The organism is Polynucleobacter sphagniphilus (genome assembly GCF_029892205.1).
In the GTDB taxonomy this organism is placed as follows: domain Bacteria; phylum Pseudomonadota; class Gammaproteobacteria; order Burkholderiales; family Burkholderiaceae; genus Polynucleobacter; species Polynucleobacter sphagniphilus.
On record NZ_JARXVX010000001.1, the window covers coordinates 122,626 to 135,415 of the forward strand.

Sequence of the window (12,790 nt, forward strand, 5' to 3'; positions counted from 1 at the left end):
TGTTGTGACTTATATCTTGATGGGGTAGCAGTCACTTTTAGGGTTATTAAGTGCTAATTGCCATGTGGGCAATATATCCAGATCTATTTTCGCCTGCTGACTTTGCCTTGGCGTCCAATCTTGCCAAGACTCTTTTTGGTAAGGAAATATTGACTCTTTCAATGTCATCAGATAGTAAAGCGGGATTTATCTCCACAATCGCCCAGATAAAACCCTTGAATTCTTTTTTCTTCTGAAGATCGGTAATTAAGCTAGGTTTGGGTACATCTTTGGCGTTATCAAGCGCTATCTCGATCCAAAGCTCAATGGCTTCCTTAGCCTTTTCGATGGCCTCATCAATCCCGCCATCAGCAGCGGAAAAACATCCAGGTAGATCGGGGACAACGACACCCCAGGCTGTCTTGGAACTTCCGGGTTCAATTGCAATTGGATACTTCATAAGTGCCTCTTTATTTGACTTGAGCTTGTTTCAGTACTTTTTGAGCTAATCCGACTCCTAAATCTTTTTTGGGGTGTGGTACGACGATGTGCCCAGATTTAAATGAATGATGAAAGATATGGTGAGAACCTTTCGAACCACGCAATGCCCAACCATCTTTTCAAGTACCTTAATTAGCTCTTTACTATTCATCCCTGCATTTTATATACACACTATACACACAAATGAAGAAGGGGTGTTAATTAAGTTAAATTTTTGGGGGGTTATGCAGATACTTCAATTGATTTACTCGGAAATGCTTTCACACATCCATCTTTTGCCTTTTGTCCTATTGGGTATTAAAAACTACACCCATCCCAATCCAGAGCAATACAAAGGCGAGTAGGGCAGTAGCGCCTATTTTCTTCAGAAAGTAGGGGAGGGTGTCTTGATAAGCCTCATCATTGCGGCCAAAGTACTGATCAAAGCGGCGCCACACTAAGCGCCCTGCAAATACAGGCAGCAGCATGGCAATGATGCCCATCACAATGGTCGTACTGTCGTTCATCTCATTCTCCGGTAAGTCTGGCGGACTGCATAAAGAGACAGCATACTGGTTTTATTACCTTGTTTTACATCTAGGGCTGATACAGTAGAGGCTCTAACCCTGTTGAAGAAAGAAAGTCATATGACCGATTTATCTGTTGCCCAATTAAAAGATATTCGTGCAGCTGTCATGGGTGCTGCTGCTAAAGCACCTGGCTACCTCATTGGCTTAGGCATCCTATTTATTGTTTTGGGCATGATTGGTGTTGCTGGACAAGTCTTGTTCTCCTTTTTGACTGTCAATGTGTTAGGTGCATTTTTGGTAATTGGCGGCGGTTTGCAATTCGTGCACGCGATTCAATCTAAAGGATGGAAGAGTGTGGGTATTCAAGTGATCTTGTCTATTCTTTACATTGCTGCTGGACTCTTTACTTGGGTATTTCCAATTCCGGCATTAGAGGTGATTACCCTCTGGTTAGCTGCCATCTTCTTTATTACCGGCTTTTTACGTTTGGTATCTGCATTTCAGCACCGTCACTTCAATGAGTGGTTTTGGATGGCTCTCTCTGGCTTGATTTCAATCTTGATGGGTTTCTTGATCATGAATGGCTATCCTGCTTCAAGCCTCTGGTTACCTGGCCTCCTCATTGCTATCGAATTACTCTTGCAGGGTTGGTCAATGCTCTTCTTGGGCTTTGCGGCGCGCTCTTTAACTCAGCAATAAAGAAAGCGCTTATTGCCTTATGAAGAAAACGGATTTGTATAAGAATCTTGCCTTGAAAACTGCGCAAGAAATGAAGAACGCTGCTAAGTCTCCAAAACTCGGCGCGGTTGCGAAGGCAAAATCCAAAAAAGAACTCGCCGAGGCCAACCCTTTGTTGGCCTCGTTGATGGGTAAAACAAAATCAAAATAAACTGTTGCTGATTCGTTTTATCTAGTGAAATAGGCGTGAGTAAAAATGCGTAGTCGATATGGTGTTTTTTTACTCACGCTGCCCTCAGCGCTTACTTGGGCACAAGTGGCGCCACCCCCCAATTACGATCAAAAGTTAAGTGATGTAGTGGTAACTGCGACACGTGCAGGTACGCCACTCGATCAAATGACGCTCAACACCACGATCTTGACTGGGGAGGTGCTTGAGGCAGCGCCTGACCAAACAATTGATCAAGTCTTAAAAAATGTGCCGGGCGTATTCTTAAACGATGTGCCTTACTATCAAAAGGATCCCACCGGCCAAAGCATCAATGTGCGTGGTTTAGGTTATGGTCGCACGCTGGTATTAATTGATGGACTGCCTGCCAACGATGCCTTTTATGGCACCGTGCAGTGGAACTTAGTTCCCATGTCAGCGATTGATTCTGTTGAGTTTGTGCGCGGCGGTGTATCGAGTTTGTATGGTAACTATGGCATGGGCGGCGTCATTAATATCAATACCAAGACACCGCAAAATAGCTCACAAGATATTGCTGCAAGTTATGGTGCATTTGGCACTGGTAATGTTGCGGTGTCCAAAGATATTGTTGCCTCTGATGCCTATCAAATGCGCTTATCAGCGGATTACTTTTCTACAGCTGGTTTTCAGAATTACGCGACCATTTTTCCAGCATCGCCAAACAATATTAAAAATGGCATGGGGACCGACTCCGCAGCCAATTCCAATATTCGCTTAGAGAACTTTTTTAAGCCAACGGCAGATACGAATGCTTTTTTGCGTTTGGGCTATGGCACGATGGCTGATCTGAGTACAAACTATGCCATTGCGCCTAACCTGATTCAAACGGCTAATTTTGCAGGTGGTACAAATACGCAAATAGATGTAGATAAAAAAACGCAGGTCAATGTGTTTTATCAGCAGACTCAGTTCTACAAGCAAAGTGGTTCTACCGCGACATCGGGGGTGGATAGAAATCAGCCCTATATCAATGCCAACTACACCGATCCTTATTCCACGCTTGGGGCTTCTGCGCAATATACCCAGGATCTTCATGCCGCCAGAATTGATCAATATATTCTGGGGATAGATGCGCGCAATATTACCGCCTCAAACACCACGAATAATCTCAATGCCAATGGCTCAGGTCAGGTGGTTTCGGTGGATTATGCCCAGGGGCAACAAAATTTTTATGGGATATTAGGGCAGCTTAAGTCTAAGTCTTCAGCTATTCCGCTCGAGGCGACATTGGGCGCGCGCTTAGATTACTGGACCAGTCAAACCCCCACCTTATATAACGCTGGGGCCAATGGCATTAATCCGCAATATCAAAACGTAAACAGTCAAAGCAAAACGCAATTGAGTCCTTCTTTAGGGCTGCTCTATCAAGCTACTAGCGATTTAGATTTGCGGGCGGCAGCATATCAAGCCTTTCATGCGCCGAGCATGAACAACACACTGCGCAGCTATGGTTCGCAAACCAGCTGGAATTTTGCTAATCCCAATTTGACTCCAGAAACCATGACTGGATTTGAGTTGGGTTCCGACTACCGCTGGGGTGCTGGTTTTGCCCAGATCACTGCTTTTAATAATTACGTCCAAAATGCGGTAGCCAGCTATGCCTTAAATGCCAATAACGCCGGTGATGTTGCTTTGGCGCAATCGCTTTGTAATGCCACAGGTAATCCACTAACAGGGGTGGGAAACGTGGGTATTTGTAATTCCAAATCGGTTAATTACTTTACCAATCGCCAGGACTTATTAAGTCAGGGGGTGGAGTTTCAGTATCACCAAGATCTAGATGTGCATTGGGCGGTCGATAGTGGCTATACCTATACCAACACCCGCCTGACTTGGAATGCAACCAGCGATCCAACGGGCAGTCAGCTTGGGGGTGTACCACGCAATATGTTTAATTCTGGAGTGACGTATTACCCTGCGCCATCAGCCAGCCTGTCTGCAACCATGCATTATGTGGGGAACTCATGGATGGATACCGCCCACCTCTATCCAGTACCGGCCTACGCCATTATTGGTTTGCGGGCTAATTATCAAGTCACGCAGAATGCCTCAGTCTTTGCTTCTGTTGTGAACTTACTCAATCGCCAATACATTACCTTCAATCAAGCCACCTCGAGTAGCTCCTACCAGGCTGGAATGCCGCAGGCCATTAGTGTTGGGGCGCGAGTGAGCTTTTAGGGTGCTCGGGCTTGGGTATTTATTGTGCACCGCGGTAGAGGCGATCTCAAGCCAAGCCTTTTTCACAAAATTAATAAAAATGCTTTAGGATTGCGTTAGAAATTTGAATTGCATCAAAATGCAAGATCAATCATTTAAAACCAAAATATTTGGAGACCTTTTATGAAGTTCAAAGTAATTTATTCGCTGATGTTCGCTGCTGGTATGACCTTGACAGGCCTAGCCAGCGCTCAAGCACCAGCTGCTCCAGTTGCGATTCCCCCTACTTGGGCGCAAGGCCGCACTGCGGATGGTATGAATCCTTCTTTAGCTCCCAGTCCACCTGGTATCTCGGCAATGCCTGTAGAAGATATCCCGGTAAGTAAATTAAAGGTGCCACCTGGTTTTAAGATTGAGCTCTGGGCAGCTGGTATGCCCAATGGCCGCTCTATGACTGAGGCGCCAAGTGGTACTGTGTTTGTTGGTACCCGCTTTACAGGTAACGTCTATGCGGTAGTGACTAAAAATGGCAAGCGTGAAGTCAGGACGATTGCCAAAGGATTGCATCGTCCAAATGGCGTCGCATTTATTGATGGCTCATTGTATGTGGCCGAGTTGTCACGCATTATTCGCTACGACAACATTGAGCAAAATTTAGATAATCCACCTGCACCCGTAGTAGTGTTCGATGCGCTGCCAAAAGATGAGCCACATGGTTGGAAGTTCATGACAGTCAGTCCAGATAAAAAGTACCTCTATTTTCAGATTGGTACCCCTTCGAATATTATCATTCCACCTTATACACATGCAGCTATTGTGCGTTTGAATCTCAAAACCAATATCTTGGAATATGTTGCTACGGGCGTGCGTAACAGCGTTGGTATGGATTTCCAAAAAGGCACGAATGAATTGTGGTTTACCAATAATGGCCGCGATTGGGTTTCTGAAGATTTACCAAATGACACTTTGAATCGTTTAGTGCGCCCTAAAGGAATGAACTTTGGTTATCCGTTCTGTCATCAAGGCGACTTGGTTGATCCAGATTTGGGTAAAGGTCGTTCATGTGATGAGTTCGATAAGCCAGAAATGAAATTGGGTGCACACGTAGCTGCCTTGGGAATGCGTTTTTATAATGGCCAGCAATTCCCAGCAGAATACAAAGGCAATATCTTTATTGCCGAGCATGGTTCTTGGAATAAAACCAAAAAATCAGGCTACCAAGTGGTGCGTGTAGTGTTGGATGCCAAAAATAAGCCGATCAAGCTTGAGCCATTTGTCACGGGTTGGTTAGATAGCAGTAATAACGAGGCCTGGGGTCGCCCAGTCGACGTGCAAGTACTCAAAGACGGATCGATGTTGGTATCCGATGATGAGACTGGCTCCATCTTCCGTGTGTCTTACGCCAAATGAAATTGATCTTTAAAACGAAGGCCATCCTCGTGGTGGCCTTTTTTAATAGCCTCTTATTAATATCGAGTTTGGTTCATGCCGCGCCAGGAGATGCTGTGGCCGGAAAAGAAAAAGCACAAATGTGTTTTTCATGTCATGGCGAGAATGGCATCTCTATTGGGCCATCTATACCCAATCTGGCTGCGCAACCAGCCCTTTCTCTCAGTTATCAATTGATTCAGTTTCGCGGTGAGCAGCGCAAGGGCGGTGGCATGGAAGGGATTGCGCAGGCATTGAGCGATCAAGATATCCGCAATATTGCTGCCTACTATGCTGCCTTACCGCCACCACCAGGTAAGCCTGGTAATCCGGATTTGATTGCCATAGGGCAGAAGCTGGCGGGTACTCTGTACTGCAATTCTTGTCATGGAGCCCAGTTACAGGGGCAAAAACATATTGCCCGCTTAGCTGGCCAATGGCAAGAATATGTAGTAACCCAGCTAAAAAATATCCGTTCTGGTGCACGTATCGATATGGACGGCACCATGGGCAGTGCCGCAAAGGGTTTAAGCGATGAGGATGTAGAATCACTGGCTACTTACGCCGCATCCCTTAACTAGTACCCCTTTTAAGTCACCTCATTGCAAACTAAGAATCACTACCTATTTATTGATTTTTTAAAGGTTTTTGCTGCTTTCATCATCATCCTTCACCATCTATCGAGCTATGGGCAGATGGCGCAGGATGCTAGAGAATTGTTACCTGGAGTGATGGGATGCTTATTTGAGTATGGACGCTATGCTGTCCAAATATTCTTGGTGATGGGTGGGTATCTCGCCGCACAATCCTTGATGCGCGCCAATGCCGTTGATAAGCCCCGCAACACGCTTAAATTAATCATTAATCGTTATTTGCGTCTTTTTGCTCCTTATGTGGTTGCCTTGGTATTTACTATTGCCTGCGCTTGGGTGGCGCGCTTCTGGGTGAGCGATGAGTTTGTTGGCGAATCAGAAACGCTCAAGCAATTTTTGGCACATCTATTTTTCTTGCAGGGCGTCTTGGGCTTGGATTCGATCTCTGCTGGCGTGTGGTATGTGGCAATTGATTGGCAGCTCTATGCCGCGCTCACTATCATGTTGGCGACATTTCCTGGTTATCGCTCGCTAATCTGGATGGCTACTATTTTGATCGTCGCATCGCTGTTGTACTTCAATCGCCTCACGCAGTATGAAAATTATTTCTTCTACTTTATTGGCTCTTATGGCCTGGGTGTATTGGTTCATTTGGCGAAAGATCATGCCGATCCAGCGATTAAAAAACTGTCACAAGTCTTGCTTGCTTTGATTGGGGTGATTGTGCTGATCTCGAGTTTTCAGGATCTGTGGATTAGAAATATTCTGGCCTATGTAGTCGCAATTGCCTTGGTGCTGTGGGGCAGTCGGGCCTACAAGGATGAGAAACACCACAAAATGCATAACCTCGTCTTCTCTATCCTCTGGGGTAGTCGTCGGTCTTACTGTGCTTTCTTATTGCACTTCTCATTTATTTTGATTGCCAACACCATTTACATCGCTTCAGGCTTGAGTTTGCTTAATAATGGCTTGATCGCGATTGGGTTTATGCTAGCCACCATGATGGCGAGTTGGTTTACCGCAAACTACCTATATCGCTATGTTGAAGTGCCTGCGCGCCACTTCAAGCTCTAAGTATTAGAGACCTAATTCTTTGAGGCAGCGGAAGATTTCTCGGTACGCTTTTGGCGGCTTATTCTGCTCTTTTTCTCTACGCGCATTTCGGATTAAAGTGCGCATATTCTGAATATCCATCTCCGGAAACTGTTCAATCAGTTTGGTGAAGGCGGCATCATCAGCAATTAAGCGGTCACGATAGCTCTCTAAAAAATGCAGTTTGGCTGTTTCAGCTTTACTCACCCCTTGGATCGCGTCAAGACGCTTCTGAATAGCCTCTAACTCTGTTTCATCCAAAAAGCGCATCAGCTTTCCGAGGTATTGCTTGTGCCTACGGATTGCTTCAAAACTTTTGATTTTGTTTGTTTCTGCGATGGCCGCCTTGATTGCCTCATCCATTGGAATGGTTTTGAGTGCGTCGCTACTTAAAGCGGCTAAAACCTCAGCCAGCTTTTGACGTTCAGTCATTTGCCGCTTTAGTTCGGATTTGCTGGGCCCGTCATTTGGATCTTCCAGTTTTGGGGTGCGATTTTTCTCATTGACGTGCATTTGCTCATTTTAGACGGGTATTGGTTGGAATTAGTCTAAAAGCAGTTTTTGCTAGCGTTAGCGCGGAAAGCCTGTTTTGGTAAATAATGTTTCCAAAGTAATAGAATTTACGCAATAGCTGGCAAAAAATAGAAAAATGACAACAGAGACCCCATCCGCTTCTATGAGCAGCGCTTCTGCTTATGACTACATCATTATTGGCGCCGGTAGTGCAGGCTGTTTGCTCGCCAAAAGCCTTTCAGCTAATCCCAATAAGAAGGTCTTATTGATTGAGGCTGGCAAAAACGACAACTACATCTGGATCCATATTCCGGTTGGCTATCTTTACTGTATTGATAACCCGCGAGCAGATTGGCGTTTTAAAACTGCTAATGAAGCTGGATTAAATGGACGATCCTTGCTTTATCCTCGCGGCCGGGTGCTGGGTGGCTGCTCTTCAATCAATGGCATGATTTATATGCGTGGTCAGGAAGGTGATTACAAAGCTTGGGTTACAGCAACGGGTGATGAATCTTGGTCTTGGCAAAATGCCCTCAGACGCTATAAGGCAATTGAGGATTACCACGGGCCTGCCAATGAATGGCATGGTAAGGGTGGCGAGTGGACAGTATCTAAACAACGCCTGCGTTGGCCAATCATGGATGTGTTTAAGCAGGCTGCTATCGAGACCGGAATTCCGGCAAGCGATGACTTTAATACTGGCGATAATTTTGGTGTGGGTTATTTCGATGTGAGTCAGCGTGATGGCTGGCGCCTCAATGCCGCTAAGGCCTTTTTGCGTGATGCTGCTAAGCGCAGCAATCTCACGGTTGTGACGCAAGCGCTGGTTGATAAATTACTGATTGATCCGGCCACTAAAAATTGCTACGGCGTTCAATATCTTAAAGACGGCGTATTGACCAAGGCTTTGTGCCATATCGCTGCGCAAGGTGAGGTGATATTGAGTGCCGGTGCGATTGGTAGCGTTCAGGTTCTGGAGCGCTCTGGTGTTGGCGCTGCAGACCGCTTAAATGCTTTAGGCATTCCCGTAATGAGTGATTTGCCCGGTGTTGGAGAAAACCTGCAAGACCATTTGCAATTGCGCATGATTTACAAAGTAAACGGTATTAAAACGCTTAACACCAAAGCAAATACTCTGTGGGGCAAAATGCTCATTGGTTTGGAGTATTTCTTTAAGCGCTCTGGCCCTATGTCGATGGCGCCATCTCAGTTAGGTGCTTTTGCATTCAGCGCTCCTGATCAAGAGCGTGCCAATGTGGAGTATCACGTGCAACCACTTTCTTTAGAGAAGTTTGGTGAAGATTTGCATTCTTTCAACGCGTTTACTGCCAGTGTATGTAATTTGCGCCCAAGCTCTCGCGGTAGTGTGCACATTAACTCCTTGGATCCCGAGGCGCCTCCAGTGATTGCACCCAACTATCTCTCTACCGAGGAAGACCGCAGAATTGCAGTGGAGTCTTTGCGTCTCACGCGCAAGATTGTGCAAAGCCCAGCACTGGCGCCCTACACCCCGGAAGAATACAAGCCAGGTAGTCGATATCAAAGCGATGAAGAGTTGGTTAAGGCGGCGGGCGATATTGGTACTACCATTTTCCATCCAGTAGGCACTTGCAAGATGGGGTGTGCAGATGACCCAATGGCGGTACTCGATTCGCAATTGCGTGTGCGGGGTGTTGGCCATTTACGGGTGGTGGATGCTTCGGCCATGCCAACAATTACCTCTGGTAATACAGCTGCTCCAACCATGATGATTGCTCAGCGCGCTGCTGAGTTAATTACCGGTAAGTAAGTACACTTTGACGACACACAAAAGTAATCACTTACCCTTAAGTCATTTGCTATTGGCATTAGCGATTGTGGCGGTGTGGGGTACCAATTTCGTGGTGATGAAAAATTGCTTGAGTAGCTTTCCACCATTTTTATTTGCCACGCTGCGCTACGTCTTTTCTTTGTTGCCAATGGTATTTTTTGTCGCCAGACCAAAAGTTTCTTGGCGTAATCTCTGCTTGTATGGCCTGTGTACTGGGGTAGGGCAGTTTGGTGTGCTCTATTACGCCATTGAATCTCAAATTCCACCAGGCTTAGCTTCTTTGGTAATCCAAACCCAAGTATTTTTTACCATTGGTTTTGCCATGTTCTTTGCAAAAGAGCGGCTCAAACTCTATCAGGCTATCGCGGTTTCCATTGCTTTAGTGGGTTTGATCATCATTGCCTTGCATACTGATGCTAATACGACCTTCTTGGGCTTATCTTTGGTGGTTTTTGCTGGATTTTCTTGGGGGGTTGCTAATACCATCAGTCGCCGGGCCGGCGATATTAATATGTTCTCGTATGTTGTGTGGGCAAGCGCATTTTCTATTCCACCATTGATTGCGCTAACCCTGATTTTTGAGGGTGGCTGGCAGCAAGTTGGCTCAGCGCTTGTAAATGCTTCGCTAGCAGCTTGGATTGGCGTCTTTTGGCAATCATGGGGCAACACTTTATTTGGTTATGCCGCCTGGGCTTGGTTACTCTCCAAACATCCTGCTGCCTTAGTAGCTCCGGCCCCATTATTGGTGCCAATATTTGGCATGGGGGCATCAGCCTATTATTTGGGGGAGCCATTACCAGGCTGGAAACTATTGGCTGCAGGCTTGGTGATTACTGGGCTGGTAATTAATCTGTTTTGGCCCAATCTGCGTGAGCAACTTTACAAGCGTAACCCTTAATTTTTTTACCTTACTTTGCATGGTCAATCATCACCTGCTAAGGTAAAACCCTTATTTAAATAGCTGCCACACCGAGTGCAATGAATGTAAGATAGTTTTCAGTTCTTTGCAGTCAATATATATAAAAAAAGTAATTTAATTACTTGTTCTAATCATGGAGATATTATGAAAATTCGCCGTCATATTTTTGCAGTTGTTACTGCTGCAATGCTTTCATCTGGTGCCTACGCCGCTGATATCAAAGTTGGTGTAACTGGCCCCTATACTGGTGGCTCATCCTCAATGGGTGTCAGTATGCGAGACGGCGTACGTTTAGCTGTCAAAGAAATTAATGCTGCTGGTGGCATTAATGGAAATAAAATTGTCTTAGTCGAGCGTGATGATGAGGCAAAAAATGAGCGCGGCGTCCAGATTGCACAAGAGTTAATTAATAATGAAAAAGTGGTTGCCACTTTAGGGTTCATTAACACGGGTGTTGCCTTAGCTTCTCAGCGTTTTTATCAAGACGCAAAGATTCCCGTCATCAATAACGTGGCAACTGGTACATTAATTACGCACCAATTTCCAAACGCCCCAGAAAACTATGTTTTCCGTACGGCAGCTGCTGATGATATTCAGGCGCCGATGATTGCCAAAGAGGCGGTCGAGAAGCGTGGCTTGAAGAAAGTCGCCATTTTGGCTGACTCAACCAACTATGGGCAACTAGGTCGTGAAGACTTAGAAAAAGCACTTAAGAAATATGGCGTTACCCCAGTTGCTGAAGAGAAATTTAATTTAGGTGATGTCGATATGACCTCCCAATTGCTAAAAGCTAAAAACGCTGGAGCAGAGGTAGTGTTAACTTATGCGATTGGTCCCGAGTTGGCCCAAATTGCAAACGGCATGGCTAAATTGGGTTGGAAAAAACCAATCATTGGTAGCTGGACTTTATCCATGGCTAGCTTTATTGATACGGCAGGCAAGAACGGCAATGGGGCCACCATGCCAGAAACGTTTATTCAGGCACCAGCCACTACACCAAAACGTAAAGCATTTGTAGAGGCCTATCTTCATGACTTCAAGCCAAAGAACGGCATCATTGCCTCGCCAGTGTCTGCGGCGCAAGGGTATGACTCTGTGTATTTATTGGCTGCTGCGATTAAGCAAGCAAATAGCACTGAGGGACCAAAGATTTTGGCGGCTTTACAAAACTTAAGCGCTCCAGTCGATGGCGTGGTGATGACTTATAACAAGCCATACACGCAGGCAGATCATGAGGCAATTAAAGCAAAAGATGTGGTGATGGGTGTTGTTGAAGATGGCCACGTCGCTTTCTTGAATTCTGAAGATGCCGCTCCAAAAGCTGCTGCTAAGAAAAAATAAATAAGCAACTTTCAGTTTTGGTTCAATATGAAGCGATATTGCTCCGGCTGATTCCTTGACAAAACGCCGCCTCAATAGCGGCGTTTTGTCAGCATTCTTAGAAATATTAAAACAGCATGTGTTTTTATTAGGTCAATACCATGGAAATCCTTTCACAGATTCTGACAAGCGGCATTGCAGTAGGAATGATCTACGCTGTTATTGCTTTTGGCTTTCAGCTCACCTTTGCAACCTCGGGGACCCTTAACTTCGGTCAAGGCGAAGCTTTAATGTTAGGCGCTTTGGTTGGGCTAACGTGCGTTACAACTTTAGGCATGAATTACTGGCTCATGATTCCCGTGGTCTGTATATTTGGGATGATGCAAGGCGGTTTCGTGGAGTTAATTGGTGTGCGTCCTGCCATCAAAATTAAATCCGAATTTGGCTGGATTATGTCCACTATTGCACTTGGAATTATTTTTAAGAACGTAGCTGAAAACATTTGGGGTCGTGATGCGTTGCCATTTCCATCCCCATTAAGCGATGAGCCAATAAATTTTCTTGGAGCAAATGTGCTGCCGATGGAAATCTTGGTAGTAGTAGGGGCCTTAGTGATGATGTTACTAGTCGAGTTCTTTAATCGTAAGACTATTTATGGGAAAGCCGTAGTTGCAACAGCTAATGATCGTGATGCAGCGGGCCTCATGGGTATTAATACCAGCCTAGTGATCACTTTCTCTTATGCACTCTCCTCTTTGACTGCAGCGTTTGCGGGGGTTTTAATTGCACCGTTGACTTTAACTGGCGCCACGATGGGTGGTGCACTCGGATTAAAAGCCTTTGCGGTTGCGATTATTGGCGGCCTCTCTAGTGGCCTTGGCATTATTGTTGGCGGCCTGATTCTTGGTATTGTTGAAACGGCTACCGGTTTCTATATATCAACTGGCTATAAAGACGTTCCAGGTTTAATTTTGCTACTGCTTGTGCTTGCATATAAACCCTCTGGCCTCTTTGGTAAATCTGCAATTAAGAAAGTTTAAT

At 45.5% G+C, this 12,790-nt stretch carries 14 protein-coding genes; 10 read left to right on the top strand and 4 right to left on the bottom strand.

Translation table 11 applies throughout. The annotated features are described in order from the left end of the window. Positions 1-46 precede the first annotated feature (46 nt). From M2125_RS00670 to M2125_RS00680, 3 genes are all read right to left on the bottom strand, one after another. Entirely contained in the window at positions 47-439 is a 393-nt protein-coding gene (locus M2125_RS00670) for a type II toxin-antitoxin system HicB family antitoxin (protein ID WP_076022765.1), read from the bottom strand. Between the two features lie 10 nt (positions 440-449). Continuing rightward, the gene (locus tag M2125_RS00675) at positions 450-584 is read right to left on the bottom strand and encodes a type II toxin-antitoxin system HicA family toxin (protein ID WP_425334228.1); all 135 of its coding nucleotides are present in this window, start codon (positions 582-584) and stop codon (positions 450-452) included. 183 nt (positions 585-767) lie between these two features. Further along, positions 768-986 carry a hypothetical protein gene (locus M2125_RS00680; RefSeq protein ID WP_076022766.1) on the bottom strand — a complete coding sequence of 73 codons (219 nt, stop codon included), beginning with the start codon at positions 984-986 and terminating at the stop codon, positions 768-770. Positions 987-1,106: 120 nt separating this feature from the next. On the opposite strand from M2125_RS00680, the gene M2125_RS00685 reads away from it, so the two are divergent. The 6 genes from M2125_RS00685 (at position 1,107) to M2125_RS00710 (ending at position 7,169) form a co-directional block, all read left to right on the top strand. After that, positions 1,107-1,688, top strand: coding sequence for an HdeD family acid-resistance protein (locus M2125_RS00685; protein WP_076022767.1), 582 nt, complete (start codon positions 1,107-1,109; stop codon positions 1,686-1,688). A 19-nt stretch (positions 1,689-1,707) separates the two neighbouring features. Beyond that, positions 1,708-1,878, top strand: coding sequence for a hypothetical protein (locus M2125_RS00690; protein WP_158025465.1), 171 nt, complete (start codon positions 1,708-1,710; stop codon positions 1,876-1,878). Between the two features lie 45 nt (positions 1,879-1,923). Further along, positions 1,924-4,095, top strand: a complete 2,172-nt coding sequence (locus M2125_RS00695) for a TonB-dependent receptor (protein WP_280742343.1) — start codon at positions 1,924-1,926, stop codon at positions 4,093-4,095. 162 nt (positions 4,096-4,257) lie between these two features. Next, positions 4,258-5,484, top strand: a complete 1,227-nt coding sequence (locus tag M2125_RS00700) for a PQQ-dependent sugar dehydrogenase (protein WP_233126589.1) — start codon at positions 4,258-4,260, stop codon at positions 5,482-5,484. Then, positions 5,481-6,083, top strand: a complete 603-nt coding sequence (locus M2125_RS00705; protein WP_076022769.1) for a c-type cytochrome — start codon at positions 5,481-5,483, stop codon at positions 6,081-6,083. The genes M2125_RS00700 and M2125_RS00705 overlap by 4 nt, the downstream gene beginning before the upstream one ends. Positions 6,084-6,104: 21 nt before the next feature. Beyond that, positions 6,105-7,169 carry an acyltransferase family protein gene (locus tag M2125_RS00710; RefSeq protein ID WP_076022770.1) on the top strand — a complete coding sequence of 355 codons (1,065 nt, stop codon included), beginning with the start codon at positions 6,105-6,107 and terminating at the stop codon, positions 7,167-7,169. Positions 7,170-7,172: 3 nt separating this feature from the next. Here the strand turns inward: M2125_RS00710 and yjgA are convergent, their stop codons facing one another. Then, complete coding sequence (gene yjgA / locus M2125_RS00715; RefSeq protein ID WP_076022771.1) at positions 7,173-7,700, bottom strand: ribosome biogenesis factor YjgA; 528 nt, start codon at positions 7,698-7,700, stop codon at positions 7,173-7,175. 163 nt (positions 7,701-7,863) lie between these two features. On the opposite strand from yjgA, the gene M2125_RS00720 reads away from it, so the two are divergent. From M2125_RS00720 to M2125_RS00735, 4 genes are all read left to right on the top strand, one after another. Then, entirely contained in the window at positions 7,864-9,489 is a 1,626-nt protein-coding gene (locus tag M2125_RS00720; protein WP_076023140.1) for a GMC family oxidoreductase, read from the top strand. Between the two features lie 7 nt (positions 9,490-9,496). Further along, complete coding sequence (locus tag M2125_RS00725) at positions 9,497-10,408, top strand: EamA family transporter (RefSeq protein WP_280742096.1); 912 nt, start codon at positions 9,497-9,499, stop codon at positions 10,406-10,408. A 165-nt stretch (positions 10,409-10,573) separates the two neighbouring features. Further along, the gene (locus tag M2125_RS00730) at positions 10,574-11,770 is read left to right on the top strand and encodes an ABC transporter substrate-binding protein (RefSeq protein ID WP_076022773.1); all 1,197 of its coding nucleotides are present in this window, start codon (positions 10,574-10,576) and stop codon (positions 11,768-11,770) included. Positions 11,771-11,910: 140 nt separating this feature from the next. Then, complete coding sequence (locus tag M2125_RS00735; RefSeq protein ID WP_076022774.1) at positions 11,911-12,789, top strand: branched-chain amino acid ABC transporter permease; 879 nt, start codon at positions 11,911-11,913, stop codon at positions 12,787-12,789. Position 12,790: the final 1 nt, after the last annotated feature.

Bases quoted from the DNA above. Each gene is read 5' to 3' on its own strand.
- M2125_RS00670 (WP_076022765.1), bottom strand. From the start codon at position 439: ATGAAGTATCCAATTGCAATTGAACCCGGAAGTTCCAAGACAGCCTGG.
- M2125_RS00680 (WP_076022766.1), bottom strand. From the start codon at position 986: ATGAACGACAGTACGACCATTGTGATGGGCATCATTGCCATGCTGCTG.
- M2125_RS00685 (WP_076022767.1), top strand. From the start codon at position 1,107: ATGACCGATTTATCTGTTGCCCAATTAAAAGATATTCGTGCAGCTGTC.
- M2125_RS00690 (WP_158025465.1), top strand. From the start codon at position 1,708: ATGAAGAAAACGGATTTGTATAAGAATCTTGCCTTGAAAACTGCGCAA.
- M2125_RS00695 (WP_280742343.1), top strand. From the start codon at position 1,924: ATGCGTAGTCGATATGGTGTTTTTTTACTCACGCTGCCCTCAGCGCTT.
- M2125_RS00700 (WP_233126589.1), top strand. From the start codon at position 4,258: ATGAAGTTCAAAGTAATTTATTCGCTGATGTTCGCTGCTGGTATGACC.
- M2125_RS00705 (WP_076022769.1), top strand. From the start codon at position 5,481: ATGAAATTGATCTTTAAAACGAAGGCCATCCTCGTGGTGGCCTTTTTT.
- yjgA (WP_076022771.1), bottom strand. From the start codon at position 7,700: ATGCACGTCAATGAGAAAAATCGCACCCCAAAACTGGAAGATCCAAAT.
- M2125_RS00720 (WP_076023140.1), top strand. From the start codon at position 7,864: ATGAGCAGCGCTTCTGCTTATGACTACATCATTATTGGCGCCGGTAGT.
- M2125_RS00730 (WP_076022773.1), top strand. From the start codon at position 10,574: ATGAAAATTCGCCGTCATATTTTTGCAGTTGTTACTGCTGCAATGCTT.
- M2125_RS00735 (WP_076022774.1), top strand. From the start codon at position 11,911: ATGGAAATCCTTTCACAGATTCTGACAAGCGGCATTGCAGTAGGAATG.